This is a genomic window from Ahniella affigens (assembly GCF_003015185.1).
In the GTDB taxonomy this organism is placed as follows: Bacteria; Pseudomonadota; Gammaproteobacteria; order Xanthomonadales; family Ahniellaceae; genus Ahniella; species Ahniella affigens.
The window spans coordinates 625,057-651,471 of record NZ_CP027860.1; the positions used below are offsets into that span (position 1 = coordinate 625,057).

Annotated in this window: 23 protein-coding genes; 2 read left to right on the forward strand and 21 right to left on the reverse strand. The window is 59.5% G+C overall.

Annotated elements, in window-relative coordinates:
- Nucleotides 1–264: 264 nt before the first annotated feature.
- From C7S18_RS02270 to C7S18_RS02315, 10 genes are all read right to left on the reverse strand, one after another.
- On the reverse strand, nt 265–627 hold the full coding sequence (locus C7S18_RS02270) for a cupin domain-containing protein (protein WP_106890017.1): 363 nt from the start codon (nt 625–627) through the stop codon (nt 265–267).
- Nucleotides 628–892: 265 nt separating this feature from the next.
- Nucleotides 893–1,306 (reverse strand): hypothetical protein, encoded by a 414-nt coding sequence (locus C7S18_RS02275; protein ID WP_106890018.1) that lies wholly within the window; start codon nt 1,304–1,306, stop codon nt 893–895.
- Between the two features lie 218 nt (nt 1,307–1,524).
- Complete coding sequence (locus C7S18_RS02280) at nt 1,525–2,013, reverse strand: hypothetical protein (protein ID WP_106890019.1); 489 nt, start codon at nt 2,011–2,013, stop codon at nt 1,525–1,527.
- Nucleotides 2,010–2,303 (reverse strand): hypothetical protein, encoded by a 294-nt coding sequence (locus C7S18_RS24675; RefSeq protein WP_106890020.1) that lies wholly within the window; start codon nt 2,301–2,303, stop codon nt 2,010–2,012. The genes C7S18_RS02280 and C7S18_RS24675 overlap by 4 nt, the downstream gene beginning before the upstream one ends.
- Before the next feature lie 222 nt (nt 2,304–2,525).
- A complete protein-coding gene (locus tag C7S18_RS02290) occupies nt 2,526–3,830 on the reverse strand; it encodes a cupin domain-containing protein (protein ID WP_106890021.1) in 1,305 nt (434 codons plus the stop codon).
- 37 nt (nt 3,831–3,867) lie between these two features.
- A complete protein-coding gene (locus C7S18_RS02295) occupies nt 3,868–4,743 on the reverse strand; it encodes a hypothetical protein (RefSeq protein WP_146151720.1) in 876 nt (291 codons plus the stop codon).
- A 184-nt stretch (nt 4,744–4,927) separates the two neighbouring features.
- Nucleotides 4,928–5,170 carry a hypothetical protein gene (locus C7S18_RS02300; RefSeq protein WP_106890023.1) on the reverse strand — a complete coding sequence of 81 codons (243 nt, stop codon included), beginning with the start codon at nt 5,168–5,170 and terminating at the stop codon, nt 4,928–4,930.
- Between the two features lie 568 nt (nt 5,171–5,738).
- Nucleotides 5,739–6,053 carry a hypothetical protein gene (locus C7S18_RS02305; RefSeq protein WP_146151721.1) on the reverse strand — a complete coding sequence of 105 codons (315 nt, stop codon included), beginning with the start codon at nt 6,051–6,053 and terminating at the stop codon, nt 5,739–5,741.
- Between the two features lie 173 nt (nt 6,054–6,226).
- Nucleotides 6,227–7,612, reverse strand: a complete 1,386-nt coding sequence (locus C7S18_RS02310) for a cupin domain-containing protein (protein ID WP_106890025.1) — start codon at nt 7,610–7,612, stop codon at nt 6,227–6,229.
- Nucleotides 7,609–8,655, reverse strand: coding sequence for a hypothetical protein (locus tag C7S18_RS02315; RefSeq protein ID WP_106890026.1), 1,047 nt, complete (start codon nt 8,653–8,655; stop codon nt 7,609–7,611). Before C7S18_RS02315 ends, C7S18_RS02310 begins: the two co-directional genes overlap by 4 nt.
- Before the next feature lie 366 nt (nt 8,656–9,021).
- On the opposite strand from C7S18_RS02315, the gene C7S18_RS02320 reads away from it, so the two are divergent.
- Together C7S18_RS02320 and C7S18_RS02325 are read left to right on the forward strand one after the other, a co-directional pair.
- The gene (locus tag C7S18_RS02320; protein WP_106890027.1) at nt 9,022–12,018 is read left to right on the forward strand and encodes a ligand-binding sensor domain-containing diguanylate cyclase; all 2,997 of its coding nucleotides are present in this window, start codon (nt 9,022–9,024) and stop codon (nt 12,016–12,018) included.
- Nucleotides 12,015–12,719: a Rossmann-fold NAD(P)-binding domain-containing protein gene (locus C7S18_RS02325; protein ID WP_106890028.1), complete on the forward strand. Its 705-nt coding sequence runs from the start codon at nt 12,015–12,017 to the stop codon at nt 12,717–12,719. The genes C7S18_RS02320 and C7S18_RS02325 overlap by 4 nt, the downstream gene beginning before the upstream one ends.
- Before the next feature lie 31 nt (nt 12,720–12,750).
- On the opposite strand, the gene C7S18_RS02330 is transcribed toward C7S18_RS02325, so the two are convergent.
- The 11 genes from C7S18_RS02330 to C7S18_RS02380 all read right to left on the reverse strand — a co-directional run bounded on the left by C7S18_RS02330 (nt 12,751) and on the right by C7S18_RS02380 (nt 26,396).
- Complete coding sequence (locus C7S18_RS02330) at nt 12,751–13,593, reverse strand: alpha/beta fold hydrolase (RefSeq protein WP_106890029.1); 843 nt, start codon at nt 13,591–13,593, stop codon at nt 12,751–12,753.
- Nucleotides 13,594–13,623: 30 nt separating this feature from the next.
- Complete coding sequence (gene hemH, locus C7S18_RS02335; RefSeq protein WP_106890030.1) at nt 13,624–14,721, reverse strand: ferrochelatase; 1,098 nt, start codon at nt 14,719–14,721, stop codon at nt 13,624–13,626.
- A 150-nt stretch (nt 14,722–14,871) separates the two neighbouring features.
- On the reverse strand, nt 14,872–15,858 hold the full coding sequence (locus tag C7S18_RS02340) for a hypothetical protein (RefSeq protein WP_106890031.1): 987 nt from the start codon (nt 15,856–15,858) through the stop codon (nt 14,872–14,874).
- A complete protein-coding gene (locus tag C7S18_RS02345) occupies nt 15,845–17,593 on the reverse strand; it encodes an ABCB family ABC transporter ATP-binding protein/permease (RefSeq protein WP_240623969.1) in 1,749 nt (582 codons plus the stop codon). The genes C7S18_RS02340 and C7S18_RS02345 overlap by 14 nt, the downstream gene beginning before the upstream one ends.
- A gap of 59 nt (nt 17,594–17,652) precedes the next feature.
- Nucleotides 17,653–18,273, reverse strand: a complete 621-nt coding sequence (locus tag C7S18_RS24680) for a hypothetical protein (RefSeq protein WP_206207959.1) — start codon at nt 18,271–18,273, stop codon at nt 17,653–17,655.
- Nucleotides 18,274–18,283: 10 nt separating this feature from the next.
- The gene (locus tag C7S18_RS02355) at nt 18,284–18,850 is read right to left on the reverse strand and encodes an RDD family protein (RefSeq protein ID WP_106890033.1); all 567 of its coding nucleotides are present in this window, start codon (nt 18,848–18,850) and stop codon (nt 18,284–18,286) included.
- 11 nt (nt 18,851–18,861) lie between these two features.
- Nucleotides 18,862–19,431 carry a dCTP deaminase gene (gene dcd / locus C7S18_RS02360; RefSeq protein WP_106890034.1) on the reverse strand — a complete coding sequence of 190 codons (570 nt, stop codon included), beginning with the start codon at nt 19,429–19,431 and terminating at the stop codon, nt 18,862–18,864.
- The gene (gene apbC / locus C7S18_RS02365) at nt 19,428–20,504 is read right to left on the reverse strand and encodes an iron-sulfur cluster carrier protein ApbC (RefSeq protein ID WP_106890035.1); all 1,077 of its coding nucleotides are present in this window, start codon (nt 20,502–20,504) and stop codon (nt 19,428–19,430) included. The genes dcd and apbC overlap by 4 nt, the downstream gene beginning before the upstream one ends.
- Before the next feature lie 385 nt (nt 20,505–20,889).
- Nucleotides 20,890–21,771 carry a hypothetical protein gene (locus tag C7S18_RS02370; RefSeq protein WP_106890036.1) on the reverse strand — a complete coding sequence of 294 codons (882 nt, stop codon included), beginning with the start codon at nt 21,769–21,771 and terminating at the stop codon, nt 20,890–20,892.
- A 178-nt stretch (nt 21,772–21,949) separates the two neighbouring features.
- On the reverse strand, nt 21,950–24,325 hold the full coding sequence (locus C7S18_RS02375) for a TonB-dependent receptor (protein WP_106890037.1): 2,376 nt from the start codon (nt 24,323–24,325) through the stop codon (nt 21,950–21,952).
- The gene (locus tag C7S18_RS02380) at nt 24,312–26,396 is read right to left on the reverse strand and encodes a tetratricopeptide repeat-containing sulfotransferase family protein (protein WP_106890038.1); all 2,085 of its coding nucleotides are present in this window, start codon (nt 26,394–26,396) and stop codon (nt 24,312–24,314) included. Before C7S18_RS02380 ends, C7S18_RS02375 begins: the two co-directional genes overlap by 14 nt.
- Nucleotides 26,397–26,415: the final 19 nt, after the last annotated feature.

The following is a 26,415-nucleotide window of genomic DNA, read 5'->3' on the forward strand; positions in this document are numbered from 1 at the left end:
AATGACGAGCAATGAGGCAGGGCGAGAAACAGAACCGCTGGCGGACATTCGAAGGGGTCGCTGGTCGAGGGAAGCCTCTAGCCTAGCGCTTCAGAAACGTGCGACAAGACCTGTATTCGATTGCAGCATAAGCGCCGAACAGGTGATTCAAACCACCGCTTGATTGTCTGATTCGGACAACGGCGGAAGGGCGCCCAATTTCGGGCTGGGCGCACGCTGGCAGCGTGGCTCGCCGAGGCGTTTGTCCACTGGACAATGGCTTGATCAGCTGGCTCGGTCGACAATCATGAAATGCTTGGTCAGCGGCTCCAGGACCTCAAAGGTGCCCTTGAAACCAGCCGGGATCACCAAGGACTGCCCCGCTTCGCAACGCACCGCATGGCCATCGTCCGCCGTGATCACACAAGCGCCGGCGGTCACAAAGAAGTGTTCGTCCTCGCGCTCGCCCATTTCGATTCGCCAGGCGCCTGGCTCGCATGACCACACCCCCGCAAATACCTCACCCGACGCATTTTGATAGTGCAGCCAAGTCTTGCGTTCCGGGTTGCCGCGGATCAGGCGCTCGGGGCGGGGGTGGTCGAGCTCGGGCTCTATCTGTTGCTGAGCAAAGTTCAAAGCGTTGGGCATGTTGGCATCTGGAGCAGCGGCTGATCGAGGATTTTGCCACCGCTGCCCAAGATTGACGAGGCAATTTATGCTGTCATGGGCGAGCAAACAAGTGATGAAAGAGCGGGCACTGCTGCAATGCATGCCGCAGGGCCAAGACTTGCTCACACTCTGCCCTAATGGCAGCCTCGCCGAAGTCTAAGGTCAGGCAGCGAAGGGATTCTGCCTCGTCGAGCTCGCGCAACAAGTGTTCTAGTACTTGCAAGGCCAATTCGTTGAAGTCTGGCTATTGTAGATTCGGATACCGGTCGGTCTGACCGGTCAGTTCGCGCATCCAGCGCATAAGCGTAGCGACCGGGTCAGCTCCTTTGAATTCGCGTGCCACCACGGCGAGCAGGTCGTCGCGATCGAACACGTTTAGCAACAGCGCCAAGAAGAATCGGTGCTCACGCTCATGCAGCTTTGCTCGAAACTGGATGATCGTGCGACTGACCTGATCGTTGCGGCAGGCTCTGAGCACCATGCTCCGTTCTGCGCCGCTCAGCGCCTGACCGTGGTCGACCAAGCTGCCCAGGTCCGCAGGATCGTCGCCGAACATCGCCGCTTCAGAAACCAGTGAGTAGGCGAGATACAGATCCGCTTCGTTCAGTACCTGCCGCAGCCAGTGTCGATATTGAATCGGATCCAGTGATCGCAACATGCGCAAGTATTGGATCTTTCGAATCGTCGGCGCGTGCCGCTGGAATGGATGATGGGCCAGCCCAGCCCAGGCCAGCGGTAGTCGTATTGGATTTCGGTGTCGGGATCATCAGTAATGGTCCGAATCACAGTCGTCACCGAAGGCCGGTGCAGATGGATTAACGAGTGGATCAAACCATCGCTGCGCGCGATCCGGCGCGTGTCGCCGGGTCGCAATATCTAAAAATCGATCCGTTCGAGCTGGCCGATCGCGGCGCGCTGGCCGTGTGCAATGAGTCTATCGGGCTTGAAGGAATACCGAGCATGAATACTGCCGCCAGCCGGGACGTGAAAGGCACCGCTGAAGCCGTGCTGATGAATGCTCGTGGTGCCATCCAGCCAGGTCAGGGCGGAATTGTCGAAATGAGCGTCGCGGTACAACGATGCCGGCGGCTCCGCAAATCGAGCATCCAGATCTGCCTGCTGGCACAAGGATTTGGCACTGAGTACGTAGTCGGTCAAGTCGTCTGGGCTGATATTGGCAGCCGGATTGAAATGCGCCAGGTTGCGTGCCGCGACCTGCTGAAGTTGCGCGTAGATTGTTTCGCGAGTATCGCCGAGCTCACCCGCAATTGCGTCGCCACGTTGGGTGACGAACGCCGGCACGCGCTGTCGGCCGGTGCGCGGCGCCGGTCGGCCTAGACTGCTGAATTCGACGGATGCGTTCACGTCATTTCCCCTTGGTAATCGGCATCCACAAAGTGGTAGAGCAGCGACAAGGATTGATGCCCGGGTGGCACTACTCCTCGGCTGTGGCGAAGTTCACGGCCACGGCAAATCAAAGCATCGCCAATGCGCTGATACAAACTCGCGACTCGACCTTCGCGGTTTTCGATGTCGAGTGACCACTGCGAATATCTGGAATCAGTGAGCGGGGCGTAGTCAATCAGCAGCGTGATCGCATATTCGCAAGGTGGACGGTCGGAATGCCAATGCAGGTCGCTGCCGGTCAGGTACAAGTCCAGGCCTAAGGGAGTGTCTGAACAAGTCCATCTCGGACTTTCAGACCTGCAATGAGTCCGGCACTTGTCGGGACCCGTTGCCCGCTTCGCCTCTGAACTTGTTCAGAGGTTCCTAGGCTTCCTCTATGGCAGAGCCGTCGAAAAAGCGCCGGAAGCTATGCAGTCCTGTCTCGGGCCCTGATTCCGGCCAATGCACGACAGTTGGCAAGGGGGTAGACTCTAACTCCGCAGATCCGCAAAAATCGCCCGAAATAGCGCGCACTCGCATAACGCATCAAAAAGTTCAACCAAAGCGTCACGGTTTGCAGTTACTGCCTCATCGCCATAGGTCTGAGTCAGTGCGGTGAGTGTCTCAGGTAGGTGCGCGCCTGCAAGCATGAAGCGTATCATCAGCAATGCTGTGTCGTTCAAATCAACGCCAATCAAGTTCGGATATTGGCTCGTGTTGCCAGTGATCTCGGCTAACCACACACAAACCCGGTCAATTGCGGGAGCGCCGGGGTATTCCTCTGCAACCAACGCCAGCAGCGCGTCCCGTTCAAACACATTGAGCAGTAGTGCGAGTAGAAAACGATGCGCAGGTTCATGCAGAGCGCGGCGAAAGGCAATCAGGCTTCGACTCATGATGTCATGGCGAGCGACTTGGCTAATGAGCTGCCTTTCGGCCGAATCGAGCTGCAAACAGCGCTGAGAAAGTTGTTCGGCGACCGACGGGTCAGCCGACCTGAGGGCAGCTTCGTGAATCGCCAGGTGCGCGAGGTGCAAGTCGGCGTCTGGTAGCAAATCTGCCAAAATTTGCTCGTACCGTTTCGGATCAAGTTGCTGCAGCATTCTGAGATACTGCAGTTTTCGAATCGTAGGCGCGTGCCGGTAAAAGGGATCGTGCGCCAAGCCCGGCCAACGATAGTCGTACTGGATGTCTTCGCGAATGTCGTCTGTGATGGTGCGAACGACAATCGTGATGGATGGTCGCACTAAATGAAACAGTGAGTGGATCGTTTCTGCGCCGCGGTGGATAGGCCTTGTATCGCCTGCGTGCAAGACTTCAACATGGCTCAATCGCACGGTGCCAGCGACCGCTCGTTGCATCGGTTCAGGGTTGCGCCAGGCATTGAATTCGAACTGGCTGTGCAGACTTGATCCGGACAATACGTGGAATGCGCCGCAGAACGCATGTTGGTGGACGCTCGTTGTGCCATCAAGCCAAATCAACGCTGATATGTCGAAATGCTCGGCACGGTATAAGGACAGCGGCGGTTCAGAGAACTTGCCATCGAGATCGGCCTGCCGACACAATTCGCGCGCGCCCATGACATGTTCCACCAGATCGATGAGCCCGATGTGATCTGCGGGACGAAAATGCTCCAATTCTAAGATAGCGGCGCTGACGAGACGTTCTGATATCTCCTGCTTGCTCGTGCCGATGCGCTTACCAATTGCGTCCCCGAGCACCCGAAAGAAGGATGTCACCCGACTCGGGGCATGGGTTTCGCTTGTCTCATCGATAAGTTGGGTCGCGTTCATGCTGATTTCGTGAGATTGGTTTGTGTGAGTACCTGATTCAATCCAAGTCGCCCTTGTAGTCGGCATCCACGTAATGGAACAACAGCGACAGTGACTGGTGTCCATGGGGAAGCTGGTCGCGACTATGCGAGAGTTCCCGGCCCTTGAATATCAACGCGTCGCCAATGCGCTGACGAATTTCAGCTACTTGCCCGTTCCGCTGGCGAACCAGCAATGGCCAATCCGATCGCCCCATCGAATCAACAGGATGGTACTCAAGCAGGTATGTAATGGTGTACTCACAAGGCGGTCGGTCGGTGTGCCAGAACAGATCACTCCCCTGCAGATACGAAGATACGAACGAGTACGACGGCTTAGTGGGCGCTCCGACTAGGCGGCTAATCCGGTCGTTCAGCTGTTGATGCCAAAAGCGCGCGATCGGGTGATTGTGGGCGATCAGACGACGAACACCGCGGGATTCCCGCCGTTCGAGATATCCCTCGTCTCCCAAAGCCCGGTAGTAGCGAGCAAGTTCAGTACGAACCGCCAATGGAAGGAGGTGGTCAAGTGTTGCAAAGCCCTCGGTGGCGAGTTGCTTACGAGAAGGCACGTCGATTTGTTCGAATGCCGAATCAGTCCTCAGAGTCTCCCATTCGCCCTGTGCTGACAGTTCAGGCGCATCGCCGACAGCCACGAGAACTGGAAACCAAATTTTGGACGAGGGGCACCACGAAAAGCAGACGTCGTCTCGTTGCCATTCCGTTGGGACCTGCCAAGGCAAGGATGCATGGCGGATGAGGATCTTCTCAGGCCCCTCTAGAACGCTTGGGTCGACTCGATACTCGACCGGTGTCGACAGTTCGTCAGCTTCGACCAGCAAGCCAAGATTGCCCAGTTCCGCCAACGCTTCCGAGTCGGCCACCGGCTCTGGCATGCTCTCGATGATTGCGCCATGCAAGTAGCGATACGCATTGGGCCAAAGGTCAGGTGTGACCAATGTGCTCCGGAACGAGTCGCCGCGAAGTGGTGCTTCGATCAGGAAAACGGGGGGCGTTGCGCCCCCCTGGACCGTGATCTTTGCAGCGTGATTGAACTGCATCGCTCTAGTCCCCTTGACATCAAGCCAAGTCAGCCCGTTCAGGCTGCGGAGTTGGCGGCGGCAGCAGACGATCTGAAACCGACGCTGACAATCCAGCGATCGACTTCAGCTGTGTTGCCAGATTCGCTGGAACCGACAGCTTGGCAGCCGGCTGCAGACTGACTTCCGTGTCGGCATTTGCAGTTTCTGTTGCGGATGCAAGCGTAGATGCACCGGCCAGACTCGCTGCCAGAACGGCGCCCTTCAGGACTTTGCTAGACATGATCTATCTCCAATTTGGATCGGGAATGGGTCGTCCGCATCGAAACGAGGACGACAATCTTGTGCGTTCAGATCAGCGGCTGATCTGTTGACGCGGTTAGTAGTCTATTAGTCGATCATCTCGGATCGTGCGATTGAAGACCCGCAGTTTGCGCGGATTTCTGCAAACCCAGTTTGGAGTATCGGGTAGAGCATCGTTGCTGCGCACCGGCTTATCGCCTGTTGACATCGGCGTCAAAAGCATTTGGCGAAATATCACTAGCGCATCGGCGAGTAGAGCATCCGTGGCCAAGGCTGGTTTGCACGATATTGGCCTGCTCCGACTGTCGTGACACTGGCGACAGAATTGGGCCTGATTGTCCGCTGCCGTTGCCGCTGCTTGAAATCAGAGAACACGGGGGCGCCACTTCTGTCGCGTTGCCAGCAACGAGGGGCCGCTTGCGGCGCCTGCGGCTGGATGAGTGCGCTTCGAAGCGATTCAGTCACGCTCATACTAGGCTTTCGTGATATTGCTGAGCGCGCAGTTCGGCGAAGACCTGGTAAAAGAGCGGGCAGTCGCGAAGGGCGTTCTAGACCGCGCGCAATTCAAGGGCAAGAAGCGCGATGGCGTCTTGGCCAAACCGGTCTCGAAACCGGCTGAGCATTGACGCTACGTTGTCGCCATGCCAAAGCCGGTCCAGCACATGCAACGTGGTGTCATTCATGTCGAGGATTAGCAAGTTTGGAAAGCGATCGGTCGGGCCGCACATTTCCGTCATCCAGGTTCGGGCCAGGGCGATTGGTTGGTCGGTTTGCCACGCGTTCGCGACCGAACCGAGTAGGCGTTGGCGATCAAAGACGTTGAGTTGCAATGCGAGCAGGAATCGGTGCGGAGGATGGTGCAATTTGGCGCGAAAACTGATCTCGGTGCCCGCTTGAAGAATGTCGCATCCGCGCGCAGCGGCGACGTGCAGTCGCACAATTCGTTGTAGTGAGTCGTCAAGCGTGGTGTCGACTCATGATGCATCACGAATCTGTGGCGCTTAGTCCCGCTCACCGCGGCATGGTTGGGAAAAGTCTACGGGCAGGCGACCTGGCGCATCTTGCAACTGCGAGGGCGCGGGCCAACCACCCGCCATCGCGCACAATGACTAGCGCAAATCTGACATGACCTGATAGAGCAGTGGGCAATCGCGCAAGGCAGCATAAAGTTGACGGAGGTGCTGTCGTGGATGGCCATTGTCTCCGCACCGTAAGCAGTCCGGAACCAGTCAAGCGTTGCGTCCACCGAGTCGCCGTGCCAGAGCCGCTCAAGAACGTTGAGAGCCGTCTCGTTCATGTCCAAGTCGAGCAGATTCGGGAAGCGGTCCGTCAGGCCACACATTTCCGCCATCCAGGTTCGGATCAGACTGACTGGTTGATCCGTGTTCCATTTACTGGCAATCAATCCGAGCAGTTGTTCGCGGTCGAAAACGTTCAGCAGAAGCGCTAATAGAAATCGGTGTGGCGGCGAATGCAGGCGTCTGCGTAAATCGATGATCGACTGGCTCACAAAGTCGTTGTATGCAGCTTGCCAGACAAGCTCGCGTTCACGATCCGATAGTTTTACTGACGCACCAATCATCCACCGTGCCCGTTCCGGATCACGCCGACGCAAGAAATCGGTCGATACGAGGCGGTAGCACAAATGCAGGTCCGCTTGGTTCAGAACCTGGATCAACGCGGCATCTGCAGCGTCGCCTCGCAACGTCCGGAGCATGTCCAGGTACTGGATCTGGCGAATGGTCAGCGCATGTTGCTGAAACGGATCGAATGCGATACCAGGCCAACGAAAGTCGTATTGCACTTCGTTGTTGTGGTCGTCAGTAATGGTCCGGACGACAATAGTGACCGAAGGCCGGATCATGTGGAACAGTGCGTGAATCAGGGCGTTGCCGCGTGCGATCCGACGGGTATCGCCGGGCTGCAGAACTTCAAGATCAATGAGTGTTAGTTGTCCTGCGACAGAGCGTTGCAACGGCGCGGGTTCACGGTCTGGTGTGAAACGGTAGCGACTGTGAATACTCGATCCGCTCAGGACATGGAATGCCCCACAGAAGGAGTGTTGGTGAATGCTGGTCGTGCCATCGAGCCAGGTCAGTGCCGAAATGTCAAAGTGCTTGCCGTGGTAGAGCGACAATGGGGGCTCGGCAAACTTCGCTTCGAGGTCGATCTGAAAAGGGAGCTTGCGTGCCGTCAGGACATAGTCGATCAAGTCGTCGTGGCTGATATGTTTCGCGGGGCAATATTGCTCCAGGAATTGAATGGCGACGTCTTCGAGGCGCGCATAAATGTCCTCGCGCTCGTGCCCAAGCTCTGCCGCTATCGCGTCGCCTAGTTGCTGGAAGAAGCGTTCAACGTGGTGCTGCGTATCTACAACGTGCGCATCCGACGTCGGGGAACCCGCTGCCGCGACGTTGGTCACGATAGGCTTCCTTCGAAGTCGGCATCGACATAATGAAAGAGGATCGATCCGGAACGGTGCCCATCCGGCTTGCGTTCACGCGCGTGGGAGAGTTCTCGGCCCTTGAAAATCAGCGCGTCGCCGATCCGTTGGCAAAGTGATTGGATTGCGCCTTGCCGGTCCTTCAAGAGCAATGGCCAAGCCGAGCGACCGTCCGAATCGACCGGATCGTAGTCGACCAGCAGGGTGATGGTGTACTCGCAAGGGTCGCGGTCGGTATGCCAAAACAAGTCACCGCCCTCAAGATAGTTCGAAACGAACGAGTACGAGGGTTTTGTTCGTTTGCCAACCAGTCGCGATACACGCTCGTTCAATTGCTGATGCCAGAATGCCGTGACCGGGTGGTCATGCGCGATGTGCCGGATGATGGTCTGGTCGCGGTGCCGCTCCAGAAAACCTTCTGCCGCGAGATTTCGGAAGTACGTGCCGAGTGCTTGAACTTGTGCTCGGGGCAACAACCAAGGCAACTCGGCATAGCCATCGCGCGCAAAACGCACGCGTGCGTCCGTGTCGTCAAAATGCGCGTTGATTGGTCGCGCTGACAGGCCTTCACTATTGTCCAGCACCGGGATCCAGAGAGCGCCCGGGCCAAACTTCACATAGGAGATGTTCGGGTTCGACCAGACTGCGGGTATCGGCAAAGCGCTGCGATCTGGCCAGACATAAGCGGGATCGGCAGACAATCCGGGGCCGGTGGCGTCGGTGCACTCGGCTGCAAGTGGAAATTCGACTGGCCTCGGAATATTGTCGGGATCAACAAAGAGCCCCCAATTCCGGAGGTCGTCAAGGACTTCCGATTCAATCTTGGCGGGAGCAATGCCGTCCACCAGCATTGCCACCAAGAACGCGTGCGCAGCCGGTGCATGCGAAGCGCTCAATATGTTGGTTGCTAGCGTATTGCCGCGTATCGGCGCTTCGATCTGGAAAACCGGTGGGCTGGTGTTCGCATAAACAGTGATCTTGGCACTAGGATTTAGCACCAGATCGAGAGCGCCGACCTGCATGTGATTACCCCTGGTTGCGGCCAGTCATTACCATTGCGGCGTTCGGGGTATTAGGCGTTGGCGACGGGACGGGACGTGGGGGTGGCACAGGGCCGGTTGGCGGCATTGCATACTTGCCGTCTTCGATTTTTTGCGAAAGCGATTGTAACTGCCCCATCAATGAGACTGGTACCTCGATTCCGCTAGCTTGCTTCTGGTTGGAACTCATGAGTGCACCTCAAGTTAGGTTTGGCCCCGACCGGTCGATTTCCGGCCTGCTTCGGCCCAAGCCGATAGCGCAGCCAAGGCTAATCTGCGATCCTCATGACGTCAATCGCTGACGGCAAGCATTTCGGTTAACCTTTAGGACCTCGACTGAACCAGCTCATGCGTATCAAGCACGCGCTGATTACCTTGCTTCTTGCCTTGGTGGCCTTACCAGTCATTGCCGAGGAGCGGGGTATTTATCCCACGCGCACGTTCGACCTCCGGCTCATGAACCTGGGCGACCGGTTTGCCGAACCACCATTCCGAGCGCTGGCGCAATCGCCGAACGGACTCATCTATCTCGGCGACGATGCCGGTTTAATTGAGTTCGATGGCCAAGACTGGCGCCGCGTCCCCGTGACACAGAACCGGCCGATCACCGTGATTGGGGTGACCCGGGATGGTCGATTGGTCCTCGGCGGCAGCGAATATCTCATCGTTCTCTCCGATCCGAATCGGCCCCAGGAGGCGCTCAATCTCTCGACCAGATTTCCGACCGAGTTTGACGGAGCTGGCGAGTTCTGGGAGTTCGCTGAGGATGACGAGCGTTGGTGTGTCAGATCGATGGCGGTTTTGGTATGCCAGGCGGGAGCGCAGTTCGAGTTTTTCCGACCGCAACGAAGCTATGGGCGATTGTTCCAAGGGCAGAACCAGATTTTGTTGCAGGTGGATGGTCAAGGTTTGGCGCGAGTCGGTGCCCGTGGCCCGGAGCTGATCAAAGGCGGCGCTGGATTCTTGGATGCACCGATCATGTCGTTGTCCCAGGACATTGATGGCGAATACCTGGCCCTAACCCGGAACAGTGATCGCGCAACGACAACTTGGCGTTGGCGAGAAGGTGAACCTCCCAGCCGCCAGACAGGCGGCCTTGCCAGCGGGTTGTCGGACAGTGTCGGGATTGGTGTTCTGGTATATCCCGGTCGATTTGCCGTTCCCGAAGACAATGGTGGGGTGGCGATCTTGGGCAAACAAGGTCAAGTTTTGGATCGGATCGACCCATCGGATCTCGGCGTGGGGTCCGGCGCACAAGTGGTCATGGTCGACCAAGAGGGTGCGCTATGGATTGCGTGGCCAACCGCAATCTCGCGCGTTGAATATCCGTCCCGGATGAGTCTCTTCATGTTCCCGTCGAGTTTCTATGGCGGTGTGCTGAATGTGACCAGGACAGAACCGGGTATCAGTGTGTTCAATGGCAACGAGGTCCTTAGTCTGGTGGAAGATCGTGATGGCCGCTGGCGCTTTCAAGATCGCAGCCGCCCGGGCATGACCGAGATTCTGGCGCACGCATCCATCAATGGGACTGAATACTTCGGTACGACTCAGGGGTTCTGGTGGGGCGATGCTGACCAAGCGTTCTCGCCAGAGACGCTCGTCTTTGCGATTGCACCGGTGCTGGATCGGCCCGACGAGCTGTGGCTTGGGATTCGCCGAGGGTTTGGCAAAATCAGAAGGATTGGCGGTGGGTGGCAATGGATCTCACGCCGAACAGATCTTCCTTTCGACACCGTTCAATTGGTTCAGCAAGATGCAAATGTGTTGTGGCTGAATACGCAGACGGGCCGTCTCGTGCGCGTGGCGATGTCGGACCCGGATCGCATTGAACTTGCCACTACTGACGAACTGCGCGTCGCCAAAGATGGACAGGAACTGTTCCCGTCTATTGAGAAAGCCGGTGACCGAATTATTTTTTGGGTCGGCGGACACGGTGTGTATGACGTGCTGGACAGCAAATTGGTACCGAGCCAGACAATTCCGTTCAGCGAGACCGGGGCGCTACGCGATATCGAAATCGTCGACGACAATCAAATCCTGATCAGCGCCAAGGATCGCGATTTAGCCCTGGTCAAGCGTGACGCCGGTGGCGTGTTTCGTTATTCGCCAAGTGTGTTTGATCAGGTCGCCGGCGTCGGTCGCGTGCGCCGGCTGTTCGCTGATGTCAGTGGCATCTTCTGGATGGTCACAGAATCGGGCCTCGTTAGAATCGATCCCACCACCGAGTCGTTGACGCCGGCGCCGCAAGTTGTCCAAATTCGCCACATTCAGGTAAATGGCGAGCCGAAAACCAATGTCTTGGACGAACAGGAGCCCCTGATCGCCCCAGAAGGCAGCAATCTTCGATTGGAGTTCGCGCTCCCGAGTTACCGGGCGCCGGATCTGAACCGATTCCGCTCGCGCATCCAGCAAATCGGCGAGGTCCCCGAGTGGAGTCCATGGACCAATGATGGACGGCGAGACTTCACGAACCTGCCGGCAGGGGAACTCGTTTTCGAGGTGGAAGCTCAGGATTCCGCGGGCAATCCGGGGGGCAAAGCCAGCGTTGCAATTCTGGTGGTCGCGCCTTGGTACAAGCGCACGGTATCGATTGCCGGTTTCATAGTGCTCGGCGCCATGCTGTTGCTGCTCGGTGTCCAATGGCGCGTCCGCGCCCTGCGCGCGCGCAGCGCTGAGCTCGAGCGACTCGTCGCCATCAAGACCGAAGCATTGCAGATCGCCGCGACCACCGATCCGTTGACGGGGCTCTGGAACCGGCATCGATTCGGGCAGTGGATGCGCGATGAGGTACCCAAGATCAATGCGCAGGCGGGCGCGGCAGACGACGATGAGCGGGTTGATTTGATAGCGTGCGTGATCGATCTCGATCACTTCAAGCGGGTCAACGATCAGCATGGTCACGCGGCAGGTGATGCGGTGTTGAAGGCGGTTGCGGAGCGGTTGCTTGCGCTTCGTGAGAACGGCGATCTGGTGTTCCGTTTCGGGGGCGAGGAGTTCGTCTACTTGGGCGTGAACCGGCATCGCCTGGAGGGCAAGAAGCTCGCCGAGAAGATCGTCCATGAAATCGCGCAGATCAACGTGGAATTGGACTCTGGCGTGCTGCTCGATCCAACAGCGTCCGTCGGCTGGTCGGTCTATCCGATCTATCGCGAGAAGCCGGAGCTGTTCACGCTTGACTTTGTGCTGGGTGTCGCCGACCGGGCGCTGTATCTGGCCAAGCAAGTTGGGCGGAATCGCGCATACGGCTATGTCGCCAATATCTCGGTTGACGAACTCGATCGCACGCAAGCCGATTGGCGTGCGCAGGTGTTCAATCGGCATACCGATTTCCTGAAACGGGTATGAGCCTCAATTGCTTGATGATTGGTGCAACGGGCTTGGTAGGCGGATTGGCACTGCCGGCCTTGTCAGCACGAGTGCGCGAATCCGACAGCGGGCTCTGGTTACCTGGCCGGCGGGCGCCTGAACACATGCCTGAAGGGGCGCGCACCCTGCTCGGAACGATTGACGAAGGTCGGGTCAGCCGCTGGTTGAACACCGAGCTTCGTGGTCGCAATCAGCGCCTTGACGTATTCGTGTCGGCACTCGGCACGACAATCAAGCAAGCGGGTTCGCGACCCGCATTTCGCAACGTGGATTTTGAACTCGTCCGGCAAATGGCCGACGTCGCACGCCATTTTGGTGCGACGCGTGCGGTGCTGGTGTCCTCGGTTGGTGCCGACCCGCAATCTGGCAATTTCTATCTGCGCACCAAAGGCGAGTTGGAAGCCGAGATCGAAAGCCTGGGTTTCAAGCGTTGCGATTTTCTGCAGCCTGGTCTGTTGCTCGGGGCGCGCCCTGGATCGAATCGTCTGGCTGAAGGCCTCGGGCAGCGGGTGTTGCCGGCACTGAATCCGCTCCTGATCGGGCGCCTGCAGGCGTACCGTTCCGTGCCGGCAGAAGCGGTAGCGCGCGCATTGGTGGCGGCGTGTCTGATCGAGACGCCCGGGGTGTACCGACACACTTATCGCGAGATCATGAACCTCGCCGCACGACGCGACACGTAACGGGGGCGACGAATTCGCGCTGCCCGATCGCTCAACGGATCAAGCCCAGCGCCCTTGCCACCGCTTCTGGCGCTTCCATATGCAGATGGTGCGTGCCGGGAATACGCACGACTTCGGCTGATTTCACCAAGCTGACGCGGGCTTGCATGGCTTCAGGATTAATGAATCGCGGTGAGGGATCGGCAAACACGATCTGCGTGGGCGCCTCGATCCCGCTGACGTAGTTGCGAATCTGGCCTTCGGTGAGCCGGATTGCGCTGGTGAGGGTCAGTCTCGGGTCTGACGACCACATCAGGCCGCCATCTTGAACGCGGGTGCCGCGCTCGCACAGGAGGCGGGCCGACGCTTCGCTCAGTGGCATGTCCGGGTTGCTGCGGCGGGCCTGAACGGCCTGATCCAAATCGCGGAACAGCCGCAGTTGCTTGCCACCGATTGCCCCACGGGCTTGAATGGCTTCGCGCAGCAGGCCCAGGGCGCGATCTTCGGGCGTGCTGATCGGGCCCAGCGCTTCAATCAAGTACAGACGCTCGATGCGTTCCGGTATCGCCGCCGCCAGGACGGACGCGAGCGCGCCACCCAACGAGTGTCCGAGCAAGTGGCATTGCTGCCAACCGAGCGCATCGAGGACTTGCACGATTTCGCCCAGATAGTCGACATAGTGGTACCAGGCCCCCGGCGCACGATGATCAGAGCGGCCATGGCCCACCAAGTCCAGCGCAACCCAGTCGAAATCTTGAAGATACGGCGCCATCGGCAGAAAGCTCGCGGCATTGTCGAGCCAACCATGCAGGGCCAATAGTTTGGGCTTCCCCGGATTGGCAAACTGCAGCGCAGAGAGTCGCAGGTTGCGAAGTTGCAGATCGAGTTCGTGCATGAATTGGGATTCCAAAGCCAGTGCTGGGGCCTACTCGGCAACGCCTGCGGCCAACCGCCCTGCGTCCGGCTGTTCTCGAAGGTGCGCGGCAAACGCGTCGGCCGACGCTGCTACTGGTTGATGATCGAACCAATCCCGGCACTGCGCCAGCGCGAGTTGCGCCAGAAATTGGGCGTGATCCGCCCCGGCATTCAGGCATGGGTGATACGTGAACGATTTGCCGCCGGCGGCCAGGAACAAGTCGCGGTTCTGCATGGCGATCTCTTCCAGGGTTTCCAGGCAATCCACGGCGAAGCCCGGGCAGATCACGTCCAGATCGGTGATGCCGCGGCGGGCGAGTGCCTGCAAATGCGCGTCCGTATAAGGCCCGAGCCAGCGCTCCTTGCCAACGCGGGATTGGAACGACAGCGACCAACTTCCTGGTTCGCGGCCAAGCGCTTCGGCCAGGCGCCGCGCGGTCGCCTGGGCCTGGCAGTAGTACGGATCGCCGGCACGCACGTACCGCTCAGGAATGCCGTGAAACGAATAGAGCAAGTGCCGGTTGGGGTCGAGGCTCGGGCGCAAACGATTTGCGAGCAGGTCGATATAGCCGGGCGCGCGATAGTAGTCCGCAACAAAGCGGAGCTCCGGCAACCAGCGCCATTGCTGCAACTCATCGGTCAGTGCATCGAACACTGAGGCGGTGGTCGTTGCGGAATACTGTGGGTACAACGGCACGACGAGGATCCGGCGTGTGTTCCGCTCACGCAGATCACGCAGAACCTGACGCAGATTCGGGTTGCCGTAACGCATGGCCGAAGCGACTTTCAGCCAGGACTGATGCGGTTTCAGAACGTCGGCGACGCCTTTGGTGAGCGCGTCGGTATGAACGGCGAGCGGTGAGCCTTGGTCAGTCCAGATGCTTTGATACGCATGCGCGCTTTTCCGCGGGCGGATGTTGAGAATCACGCCATATAGCACCGGGAGCCAAAACCAGCGGGGCAACTCGATCACACGCGGATCACTGAGGAACTCGGCCAGATAACGGCGAACGGCTTTGGGGCTCGGGTCGTCGGGTGTGCCGAGGTTCACCAGAATGATGGCGCTTTGCTCGGGCGTGGGATGTTTGAAGGGGCGGTTGGCTGTCATCGCACGATGTTACCAACGACGTCGCGAAGGTGATGCATGATATTCGGTCAATCAGGTCAAGTCGGCGTGATGGGCCGGCCCGTGTCGACCGTTGATGCATCGTTGATTCGGCTCTGAAGCCACTCCCGCAAGAAATGGCTGACACCGTCGTTAAGGTGCTTCCAAGGGAATTTCTAGCGCGAACTCAATGTCGCCGCGGTTAGTAACCCAGGCGCGGCGTTGATGGACCGCGACGACGATGCTGTCCTGGCTCAACAGGCGTTTGATCGCTTCGAGATCGTCATGGGTCTTGGCGGTGCCGGAGAAGATCACCCCATCCGAGCGGAGGTGGAAATTGAACATCGTGGCGCCTTCGGGAAGCGCTGCGAATACGCGTTGACGGAAGGCCGCAACGCGAGGATCGCGGTCGTCATATGCATCAACGGCGGGTGCTTCGGGCTCGGCAGGCGCCTTGAAGACCCAGGGCTTGGCGTTCTCGATGCGCTTGGCGCGGACCCAGCTGACCTTAGTGTGCCATGCGTAAGGAATGCCTTTGCATCCATCGCCGCACCAGATCGGAAACTCGTCGCGCGTGGTGCGTGTGGCCTTGATGAGCAAATGCTTGTCGGCATCCAGCGCGAGGGCCGTATAGTCTTCATTCGAGGCGTGATCGCCCGGATACTCGAACCAACTATCGATGCAAATTCCGGAGGGTGTGCTGAAGCCAATCTCGGGGGTCGGCCCGAGTTCGCCGAGCGCGTCGTAATGCGCGCGCCGGGTGACGCCGCGTTCGACGTAACTGAGGCTCGCCTTGTCCAACCACGCGTTGTAAGCCTTCGGGCGACTGGCTTTCAGGGCCGCGACTTCGTTGGCGATTTCTGAATCAGTACGGCGCAGACTCACGTAAACCGGCGCCCCTGGCACGATGGCCTGCAGGCTGAAACTCTGCCAAGTCTTGCCCTTGGCGTGGTAGCCCAGCCATTCCCGCGGATCCAGTTCGACGCTGGCCTCCGGGATGGCGTAGGTGCCTGTCAGATCCGGGCAACCCAGGGCCTTGGCCGCTTCAGGAACCTCGTCCTCGCCAGAGTAGCTATGGCAGCCCGCCAAAATCAGTGTGCCCAATGCAACGGTCAGCAAGCCGAATCTACGCGGGCTCATGGGCAAGGGCCTCCTGCTGTTCGTGCTGCTGCAACGCCCAGAGTTGCGCGTAGCGGCCTCTCATGGCGAGTAATTCGTCGTGGCGCCCACGTTCGACGATTTGGCCGTGATCCATGACGAGAATCTGATCAGCATGGACGATCGTCGATAGGCGATGGGCGATGATTAGACTGGTACGGTTCTTTGCGAGTTGCTCCAACTCGGCCTGAATGCGCCGCTCGGTGCGGGTATCGAGCGCCGACGTGGCTTCGTCGAGAATCAGAATCGGCGGATTCTTCAGCACCGTTCGCGCGATCGCGACGCGTTGTTTCTCGCCGCCAGAGAGTTTGAGCCCGCGTTCACCAACCAGGGTGTCAAACCCCTTTGGCATCTCGGTGATCAAATGACTGAGCTGGGCGGCGCGAGCGGCCTCCTGTACGGCGGCATCCGTGGCATCAACGCGGCCGTAGCGAATGTTGAAGCCGATCGAGTCATTGAACAGCACGGTGTCCTGGGGCACGATGCCAATCGCCTGACGCAAGGAGCTCTGCGTCACCGCACGCAAATCCTGGCCGTTGATCCGAATGCTGCCCGACTGCACGTCGTAGAAGCGGAACAGCAGGCGGGCCAGCGTGGACTTGCCGGCGCCAGTCGTGCCCACCACCGCTACCGACTCGCCAGGTTTCACCTCGAACGAAATGCCGCGCAGGATCGGCCGCTCGGGTTCATAGGCAAACACCACCTGGTCGAACACGATCCCGCCAGTGCCCGGATCCAAATCGCGGGCGCCCGGAGAATCGGCGACATCGCGTTGCTCGGCGAGCAGCGCAAACATGTTCTCGATATTGGTCAAGGCCTGCTTCACCTCTCGATACACCATGCCGAGATAATTCAACGGCATTGCCAGCTGGATCAAGAAGGCGTTCACCATGACCAAATCGCCGATACTGAGCGTATTGGCTGCCACGCCTTCAGCCGCACGCCAGACCAACAGCGTCAAGCCAATCGCCACAATGCTGCTTTGGCCAATGTTCAGTACGGCGAGCGACTTCAGGGCCTTGACCTCGGCCTCCTCCTGATCGCGGAGCGTCTGGTTGTAGCTGTCTGACTCAAAGCGTTCGTTGTTGAAGTACTTGACGGTTTCGTAGTTCAGCAGTGAGTCCACCGCACGGCCCGCTGCGCGCGTGTTCGCTTCGTTCTTGGCCCGGTAATAGCGAATTCGCCACTCGGTGACAGTGAACGTGTAGGTGACATAGCAGGCAATCGTGGTCAGCGTGATCAGCGCGAAGGTCCAGTCAAACGTGCGAATCAGAATGATGCAGACGACCGTGATCTCGAACAGGGTTGGCAGAATCGTGTAGACGGTCCAGTCAAGCAAATCGGTGACCGCCTCCATCCCGCGCTCGAGATCGCGCGAAACCGCGCCGGTGCGGCGATTCAAATGGAACTTGAGTGACAGTGCGTGCAGATGCTCGAACACCTGCAGCGTCAGCAATCGGGCCGTACGCGCCATGACGCGCGCGAACAGAATCTGCCTGAGTTCCTGAAAAATCGTAGACGACAATCGCAAGGCGCCGTAGGCCAGCAGCAACGCCAATGGCGCCAGGCGAATATCGGGTGCGACGTTCAGCGTATCGACGATGCGCTTCAAAAGCACCGGCACGCCGATGATGGAAAGCTTGGCCGCGACCAAGCAGATCAGCGCGAGAAACACCCGCTGACGGAATCGCCAAACATAGGGCCAGAGCGCCAGCAAAGTGGCGCGCGCGCCTTTCGGTGCCTGGACCCCGGCACCGATGGGTAGGACCTCAGCGTTCAGTGTTTGGGATCCTCAAAGTCGTTGCTTTGATCGGCTTCTGCAGGCGCCGCGGTTTCGGTCGCCGCAGCAGTCTCAGCAGGCGCAGCCGCTTCAGCAGGTGCAGCCGCCTCAGCAGGTGCAGCCGCCTCAGCAGGTGCAGCCGCCTCAGCAGGTGCAGCCGCCTCAGCAGGCGCAGCGGCATCAACAGGCGCAGCGGCTTCAGCAGGCGCAGCGGCTTCAGCAGGTGCAGCGGCTTCAGCAGGTGCAGCGGCATCAGCAGGCGCAGCGGCTTGAGCAGGCGCAGCGGCCGGTGCCGGGGTGGCAGCTGGTGCCGGCGCGGGTGCTGCCGGTACGGGAATGACATCGCCGTTCCGACGTACGGTGACGAGCCCAATCCGGCCCGCGAGCGCCGCGAGCTTGGTTTCGCTTTCCGGATTACCGCCCGAGAGGATCACGCGCTCCGCGCCTTCGTCTTCCTTCAGACTGGCCAAGTAACCGCCGAGCTCGTTGATGCCCATCGTAAACGCATCAATCTCGTAGTGGGTATCGTCAATCTGCTTGACCTTGATGTCCTTGCCCGCGAGAGCGGGACCAGCCATCACAGTGGCGAGCATGAGCAGTCCGAAACGCAATTTCATGGTGAACTCCTTACCGACGTTGAACGTTGATGACCCGGGTACCAGCAAAATAGTCGTGCAAACAGCGCCGCTGGGCGCCGAAAATGTATAACGCGTCGGCGAGGCTGAAGGCGGGGCCGAGCAACGGGATCGCTTGCAGCACCCCCGGCGCCAGATAGCGCATTACCAGCAAGCGCCAGAACTCGGGCTGCTTGCCTTGCAGGTCGACGATGCGAATATCGAGCAGCCACTTCGCCCAGGTTTGTCCGCGGGCGTACAACGGGTAGCCCTGCAACAGCACCATGAGACCGAAACTGATCGCCGTCCACAGCAACACTTCACCGATGCCGACGTTGCCGGTCATGGCGGCCTTGAAATAGCCGCCGAACCACATGGCTGGAATCACGAAGATCAGCAACAGGATGTTGTCGATCACGAAGCCGAGAAACCGAATGATGATCTCGGCCAACTCGGGCTCGTCGTTATTCGGGCCCGTCTGGCCTGCGCCAAGCCCATCCGACGGATTCGGTGATGCGTGTTTCGCAGACTCTCCAGACAAGTCCGTCTTGGGGGGCGAAAAGGGATTCTCGTCAGACATAGGTTGTGTAATCAGGCCTTCGGTAATGTGACGCCAGTCTGGCCTTGATACTTGCCACCACGATCCTTGTACGAGGTCTCGCAGACTTCGTCGGATTCGTAGAACAGCATCTGCGCCACCCCTTCGTTTGCGTAAATCTTGGCGGGTAGCGGTGTGGTGTTCGAGAACTCCAGCGTCACATGGCCTTCCCACTCCGGTTCGAGCGGCGTGACATTGACGATGATGCCGCAGCGCGCGTAGGTGCTCTTGCCGAGGCAAACCACCAAAACGTTCCGCGGAATCCGGAAATACTCCACAGTGCGGGCGAGTGCGAACGAATTCGGCGGAATGATGCAGACGTCCGAACGGATGTCGACAAAACTCTGCGGATCGAACGCCTTGGGGTCGACGATCGTTGAGTTGATGTTCGTGAAAATCTTGAACTCATTCGCGCAGCGTACGTCGTAGCCGTAGCTCGACGTGCCATACGAGACAATGCGCTGACCGTTTTCCGCGTGCCGCACCTGGCCGGGCGCGTACGGTTCGATCATGCCTTGTGATTCGGCCATGCGCCGGATCCAGCGGTCGGATTTGATGCTCATGTGTTCTGAATGACGATATTGGGAAAGGCGATCTTCTTGTTTCTGGCCTGCAGGCTCAAGCGCGCCGCCGTTTTGCGGGCAATCTGGCGGTAAATCTGCGTGGCCGGGGCATTCGGGCTGGCGGCTACCGTTGGCGTGCCATTGTCGGCCTGCTCGCGGATTTGCAACTGCAAGGGCAATGCACCGAGTACCGGTACGCCGTACTGGTGGCTCATTTTTGCCGCCCCGCCCTCGCCAAAGATGTGCTCGATGTGGCCGCAGTTCGTGCATTGGTGCAGCGCCATGTTCTCGACAATGCCGAGCACGGGCACTTCGACCTTCTCGAACATCTTCAACGCCTTCTTGGCATCGAGGAGGGCGATGTCCTGCGGTGTGGTGACGATCAGCGCGCCAGACACTGGCACGCGTTGGCAGAGTGTGAGTTGGATGTCACCGGTGCCCGGCGGCAGGTCGATGATCAGGTAATCGAGATCCTGCCAATTGGTATCGGTCAGCAGTTGTTGCAATGCCTGGGTGACCATCGGGCCGCGCCAGATCATCGGTGTGTCTTCTTCGATCATGAAGCCGATCGACATCACCTGCACACCGTGGCCGATTTTCGGCTCGATGCTCTTGCCGTCTTTCGAGTCCGGCTTGCCGGCAACACCCATCATTCGCGGCTGGCTGGGGCCGTAGATGTCGGCGTCCAGAATGCCCACGCGTGCGCCTTCGGCTTGCAACGCCAAGGCCAGATTGGCGGCAGTCGTCGATTTGCCAACACCACCCTTGCCCGAGGCCACGGCGATGACGTTTTTGATATTCGGCAGGGGTGTCAACTCATTCTGGACCTTGTGCGAGTACACACGCCACGACACCAGCACGGCGCCAGCCGCAGCGCCGAGCGCTGCTTCGATTTCGGTTTTCAGCAAATCAACGTAACCGTTGGCCGGATACGGCAGCTGAATGTCAACGGCGGCCCGTTCGCCTTGGATGGCAATGCCTTTGATCGCGTTCAGCTCTTTGAGATTCTGACCGCTGTGCGGGTCGATAATGCCCGCCAGGATCTGTTCAACGTGGTTGCGCTCCAGCGCCATGAGAAATTCCGTGCTTTAAGACCAACGCACAGTGTAGCGGTTCGCGGGGGCGGGGGCTGTGATGACGCGGACGTTCTGCAGCAAGTGTTTGATTCGTTTGGTTGCCGATGCCCCCAAACCCACCCCGAATCAAGTCCGGGGTGACGAGAGGGGGATTGGAAGTCCTTGGGTTACTCCTCCTGCCCAGCATCTGGAGCAGCGGTTCGGGCCGCGACAGACACCCTCACGATTCGTCACCCCGAACTTGATCCCTCGTCACCCCGAACTTGATCCCAGGTCACCCCGGACTTGATCCCAGGTCACCCCGGACTTGATCCGGGGTGAGGTTCAATCTCGCGGCTCTGACTCGCAAAGGCGGCAGCAGAGCGACCCAAGGAAGCGCCCCTCAGCGCAGCATGCCCACCGTGCTGCTGGTTTCATACAACCATTTGCCATCGACGTGCCGGTATTCGACTTGGTACAGCATCTTGCTGCCTTCCCAAGGCTCGCCGACGACTTCCAGCAGCACATGGTCAGCGGCCAACTGCTCGCCGCCGGTGACCTTGGCTTTTTTCGGAATGCGGGTCCCGAGCAGGTCCTTGGCCCAGGCCAGGTTTTCCTCCGGCGTGTTGTAGTCACGCTGAAAGTCGGCACCGGCGGTCGCGGTCAGCAGCGCGAGAATGGCGGTTAGATCATCGCCTTGGATCGCTTTGGCGAGTGCATTGAACGACTTGCCTGCGGCGCCGCCGTCCGCTGCCAGGGGCGTTCCTTCCGGGCGACTCTGAACGGGCGCGCTGAACTCGGCGACAACGGTCCACGAATCGCCATCATTCTTGGTTGGCTTGGCCGACTTCACAGTGCACGCGACTTCGGTCTTGGTGTTTTGACGGCATTCGGCAATCAGCCCGCCCTGTTGCCCCATGATCTTGCCGGAACTGTCCAAATACTGGGTCCCGCCGACTTTGGCGTTCATGCTGACGTCGCCATTGCTCTTGACGAAAAAATTCAAATGGTCGGCGTTGGCTGCCGGATCATTGATTGCGCGGGCATAAGGGTCGAGATCGGCGACAATGGCGGCGGCATCGACGGGCTCCGAGGTCAGCATCACATAGGTTTCCTGCTCGCGCGGATTGAAGCTATCGCGAATGCGGAACGCGGCGACTTGCGAGGGCTTCAGCGATTGGCCATTCAACACGAACTCGGCGTTCACCGAGGCGGCGTCGGCACGGCCGATCAGGATCAGGCTGAGGCTCAGGGCCAACACTTTCAGGGTATTCAAACGGCTCATGGGCTGGACTCCGGGTGACAGTACGTGGAAAAACGGCGATTGCTGCCGGTTCGCACACGGATACAAGAAAAGCCAGAGTCAGAGGCCAGAGCGCACGCTGTGCCAAGTCACGAAACCCCAAAAGAAAACCCCGCCGGCAAAGGCGGGGTTCTCGGACAACCACCACGTTGGTGACGAATCAGAACTCCTGCGAGAACCGCACGCCAAACGTCCGTGGCTGGTTGACCGAGATGTAGCGCTGCGCGCCGCACACGGTTTCCGGACACTGCACAAAGCGTGAGAACTCGGCCACTTCATCCGTGGCGTTACGCAGGAAGAAGTCGATCGCCATATTGTTCCAGCGGAACCCTGCCGACAGGTCGAGCGTGGTGTACGACGGCAGATCACCCAGAATGTCACGCTCTTCAAGACGCAGATCCGACTCGCGCTTGCCCTCGTGCACCAACGTGGCCTGGAAGTATGGCTCGCGCTCCGAATCCCACGTGTAACGGGCCGTCACGTTGCCTTTGAACTTTGCCGAGATTGGCAGACGCGTGCCGGACGGGGCTTCCGGCTCGGCGCAAGCCGTTACCGGATTGCCGTCGTCGTCGGTGAAACCGCAATAGTTCTCGGTCAGCTCCGCATCCAGGATCGAAATGCCGCCGCTGAGGCGTAAGTTGTACGTGGCCGCCCAGGTCAAGTCCGATTCCAAGCCGCGGATGCGGGCCTGGTTGGCGTTCTTGATTTCGGTGAGGCCGTTCAAACCCAACAGCGAGAACTGGAAGTCGTCCCAGTTTTCCTGGAACACGGCGCCGTTCCACATGACGGTGTTATCGGCCCAGGATGTTTTCCACCCCGCTTCCCAGTTGGTCAGGAAGTCCGATACATACGGCGGTAGGGTGCCGCGGCGATTGATGCCGCCCGGGCGATAGCCTTCCGACCAGGTGCCGTAGATCATCTTGTCTGGCGTGATCTGCCAGGTCAGATTGAATCGGCCCAGCCAATCGTCTTCATCGGTGCTCTTGTCCAGATTGATGCAAGGCGCGCCGTTGAAGTCGGTTTGATCGAAGCAAGCCGCTTCACCCGTGCTGCCACTGTAGCCGGCGCCAAAGCCGAAGAAGCCCTTCAAGCTGTTTTCGGCCTTGAACACGCGCGCGCCCACCGTGGCGGTCAGTGTTTCGGTCAGGTCGTACGACATTTCGCCGAACAGGGCCTCGTCATGATCCTGACGCACCTGCTTCGTCAGCCAAATCGTGTCTTCCCAGCCGGGCACCGAAATTGCCGATGCCAGATTGTCAATCCGGTAACGCTGCTGAATGTCGTGCGACTGCTGTTGCCAGAACGTACCGACCACAAAGCGGAAGCGCTCGTCAGACGGCGATGCCAGGCGGATTTCGTGGCTGCGCTTCTTGAATCGGTCTTCGGCCTGGATGTACTGCGCCGGGTTCACCAGGTCGCCGTTGTCATCGTAGAAGTACGTGCCATAGCCGAGCAGCGTGTCGTACCAGAAGCCGTAGTCCGAGTAGTCGGTTTCCGATTCGATATCGCGCTTCAGATGCGCGAACGCGTAGGTCAGATCGAAGTTGCCGACCTTGCCCTGCACCGTCAGCGCGATCTGCCGCCAGTCATCATCGGCACGTTCCGGGTAGCCGTGCGAGATGTTGAGCTCGCCCAGACCCTCGTCATAGGCGAACAAGCCATTCTGATCCTGGCGCTGCGCCATGATCGTTGGCGTCACCGACCAGTTTTCGTTGAAGTCCAGCTTCAGCGCGGCGCGGGCGCCGGTCGTGGTGACATTGTTGTAGTCGTCCTCGACAAACGCGGCGTTGTTGGCGGTAATGCCCGAGGTCGGGAAGGTCCGCTCGCCGTAAACATTGTCGATGTAACCGGCGTCTTCCTTGGTCCAGCCAACCAGGCGGATGGCGGCCGCTTCCGACAAGGGCAGATTCAAATAGCCTTCGCCGACATATCCGGTGCCACCGGCACTGATCTTGTTGGCTTCAAGCCCATAGCCGGCCGCAAAACCGCTCGGATCGGGCTTGTTGGTGATGATGCGAATGGTGCCGGCCTGCGAGCTGGCGCCGTACAGCGTGCCTTGCGGGCCAGCAAGCGCTTCGACGCGCTCCACATCGTAGATATGGACGTCCAGCGCGCCGGTGATCGTCGTGATCGGCTGCTCGTCCAGATACATGCCGACGCTCGGTTGCGGGCCGGAATGGTTGCCGTTTTCGCCGCTGGCCACACCGCGCATGTAGACGCGGGTGAAGCCCGGACCGCCACTATCCAGCGAAACGCTGGGCAGGAGCACCGCAAAGTCGTCGAAATCGTTGATGTTCTGTTCCTGCAGGGTTTCCGGGCTCAGCACCTGAATGCTGATCGGCACCTCCTGCAGATTCTCCGTGCGTTTTTGCGCTGTGACCGTAATCGTCTCCAGCGTCGCGCCGTCTTTCTCAGCCTCGTCCGTTGCCGCGGCGTCGTCCTGGGCGATAGCGACCGTACTGATCGCCAGCCAGATCGCGGCTGCCAATGGTGCCCGGCTGAGCACGCTTCGTCCGTGTTGTTTATGTTTCCTCATAACCAGTCTCCCCTGGGTAGGATGTCGATTCGTTGTCTTGATCCCCTTCGCCAGTTTCGAAGGAGGGGACCTGCGGATAGTGCTCAAGCACGGGCCCGAGCGCAAGTTTCAGTGGGTCGAGCCACGGCTCGAAATGCCGCCATTGGTCGACGCCTTCCTTGTAAATCGGTTTTCGGACCTGTTCTGAGCTCGCCGTCCGGACGGGCCGGTTGTTTTCGTAGAAGCGCAGACAGGCGTCCTCGAACGGGAGGCCACAATAGGCGAGCAGGGCGCGGACTTGCGCTTCAGTGTCGGCCACCATGTCCTCATAGATGACACGATGCACGCGACCGGGCAGGACCGCATCGAAATGGGCCATCAGGGCAACATAGTCGCGGTAGTAGGCGCCCAGGTCGCTGAGCCCATAACTGAAGTTCTGGCCGCGTGCAAAATATTGTTTGAAGCCGGAAAAGCAGCAGGCCAGAGGGTGCCGGCGGGCATCGATGATCTTCGCATTCGGCAGCATCAGATGAATCAGACCGATGTGGAAGAAGTTGTTCGGCATCTTGTCGATGAACAACGGCCGGCCCTGTTTGCGCTGAATGCGGGTGCGGTCCAGATAGAACTGGCCGAGCGCCACCAGTTCTTCGTTTGGCAGTTCGGTGAGCAACTGATGGTAGGAGCTTAGCCCCTTGGCCTCGGCCCGTTCGCGCAGCGTGCGCGTGATCGAAATGATTTCGGGCAGCTCCATCGTGCCCTCGACCTGACTGTGACTCGACAGGATCTGCTCGATCAGCGTCGAGCCAGATCGCGGCAGGCCCACGACGAAAATCGGGTCGGGCGCGGGGTTGCCAAAGCCCTGCCGTTCGGCAAAACAGCTGCGCGTGAAGACCGCTTGGGAGCGCCGGACACGTGCAGTGGCATCGGCCGCGCGATACGGTACGATGTCGCGGCGTAGGCGGTTGCCCACATCGTAGTGCCGGAATGACACCTCGTACTCGCCTTGGTCCTCAAAGGCCTTGCCGAGCGCAAATTCGAACTGCGAGCGCTGATCCGTTGCGAGATCGGCACGCGCCAGCTGGGCCTCAATGGTTGCAACATCGGCAGCGCTGAACCGAAAGGTCTTGAGATTCGCGAGGCTCCAATACGCCTCGCCGAAGCCTGGTTCCGCGGCAATCGCCTGGCGGTAGGCCGCGATTGAATCGGCCTGGCGTCCGGCCGTTTTCAGCGCGTGCCCATAGCTCAGCGCAAGCCGGGCTTGATTGGGAAACTGTTTCAGGAGATCGGCATAGAGCGCGAGCGCCGTGTCGTAGTCGCCGGTTCGACAGAGCACGGCGGCCTTCAGATTGCGGATCGCGGCATGCTCTGGATCAATGTTCAGCAACAACTCGATCTCGGCCAGCGCGGCTTCCGGGTGATTGTGCCGGTGCAGCACGGTGGCCAACTGCTGGCGGGCCGTGTGGAAGTCCGGCGCGAGCTCCAGACTGCGCCGGAGCAGGTGAATCGCATCGTCGTTACGGCCCAGCCGGCCGGCAACCTCGGCCATCATCCGAATCGCCGAAACATCTGTCGGGCTCCGGTACAGGCGCTGGCGTAAGCGCTGTTCGGCCTCAGGGATGCGATTCGCGACCAGCGCATCGGCGGCCTGAAGGAGTTCCGGATCGCGGGCGGAATGGCGGAGATGCCGGGCGAGCGCGCGCTGTGCGCCGTCAGTGTCGTCAACCGCACTCAGATGATCAGCGAGCGCCAGCCAGACGCCTGGCAAACCCGGGTCCAGGTCGGCTGCTCGCGCCAGGGATCGGCCCGCGGCATCGCCCTTGCCGAGCCGACCAGCGAGCAAACCCCATTCGAGCCAAACCGCCGCCGAGCGCGGAAACTGCTGACGCAGCGGGTCCATCACGGCACGGGCGGCGTCGAGACGATTCAGCCGGCGTAGGCACGCCGCCTTCAGAAGGCGCGCATCCGCTTGTTCGGGAATGACTTTGAGGATTTCGTCGGTTTGGGCGAGTGCGAGTTCGGGGGTGCGCTGGAGCAGGCTCTGCGCTTGCTGCAACGCTTGTTGCAGACTGCCGGTGCCCGTATCGGCACTCATGTGGTCCACGCTCGTACGT

Coding starts and splice junctions, on each gene's coding strand:
- C7S18_RS02270 (WP_106890017.1), bottom strand. CDS start 627: ATGCCCAACGCTTTGAACTTTGCTCAGCAACAGATAGAGCCCGAGCTC.
- dcd (WP_106890034.1), bottom strand. CDS start 19,431: ATGAGCATCAAATCCGACCGCTGGATCCGGCGCATGGCCGAATCACAA.
- C7S18_RS02340 (WP_106890031.1), bottom strand. CDS start 15,858: ATGAGCCCGCGTAGATTCGGCTTGCTGACCGTTGCATTGGGCACACTG.
- C7S18_RS02330 (WP_106890029.1), bottom strand. CDS start 13,593: ATGCACGAACTCGATCTGCAACTTCGCAACCTGCGACTCTCTGCGCTG.
- C7S18_RS02275 (WP_106890018.1), bottom strand. CDS start 1,306: ATGTTGCGATCACTGGATCCGATTCAATATCGACACTGGCTGCGGCAG.
- C7S18_RS02325 (WP_106890028.1), top strand. CDS start 12,015: ATGAGCCTCAATTGCTTGATGATTGGTGCAACGGGCTTGGTAGGCGGA.
- C7S18_RS02315 (WP_106890026.1), bottom strand. CDS start 8,655: ATGCAGGTCGGCGCTCTCGATCTGGTGCTAAATCCTAGTGCCAAGATC.
- C7S18_RS02290 (WP_106890021.1), bottom strand. CDS start 3,830: ATGAACGCGACCCAACTTATCGATGAGACAAGCGAAACCCATGCCCCG.
- C7S18_RS02320 (WP_106890027.1), top strand. CDS start 9,022: ATGCGTATCAAGCACGCGCTGATTACCTTGCTTCTTGCCTTGGTGGCC.
- C7S18_RS02380 (WP_106890038.1), bottom strand. CDS start 26,396: ATGAGTGCCGATACGGGCACCGGCAGTCTGCAACAAGCGTTGCAGCAA.
- C7S18_RS24680 (WP_206207959.1), bottom strand. CDS start 18,273: ATGAAATTGCGTTTCGGACTGCTCATGCTCGCCACTGTGATGGCTGGT.
- C7S18_RS02295 (WP_146151720.1), bottom strand. CDS start 4,743: ATGCCAGAGCCGGTGGCCGACTCGGAAGCGTTGGCGGAACTGGGCAAT.
- C7S18_RS02370 (WP_106890036.1), bottom strand. CDS start 21,771: ATGAGCCGTTTGAATACCCTGAAAGTGTTGGCCCTGAGCCTCAGCCTG.
- apbC (WP_106890035.1), bottom strand. CDS start 20,504: ATGGCGCTGGAGCGCAACCACGTTGAACAGATCCTGGCGGGCATTATC.
- C7S18_RS02300 (WP_106890023.1), bottom strand. CDS start 5,170: ATGTCTAGCAAAGTCCTGAAGGGCGCCGTTCTGGCAGCGAGTCTGGCC.
- hemH (WP_106890030.1), bottom strand. CDS start 14,721: ATGACAGCCAACCGCCCCTTCAAACATCCCACGCCCGAGCAAAGCGCC.
- C7S18_RS02375 (WP_106890037.1), bottom strand. CDS start 24,325: ATGAGGAAACATAAACAACACGGACGAAGCGTGCTCAGCCGGGCACCA.
- C7S18_RS02355 (WP_106890033.1), bottom strand. CDS start 18,850: ATGTCTGACGAGAATCCCTTTTCGCCCCCCAAGACGGACTTGTCTGGA.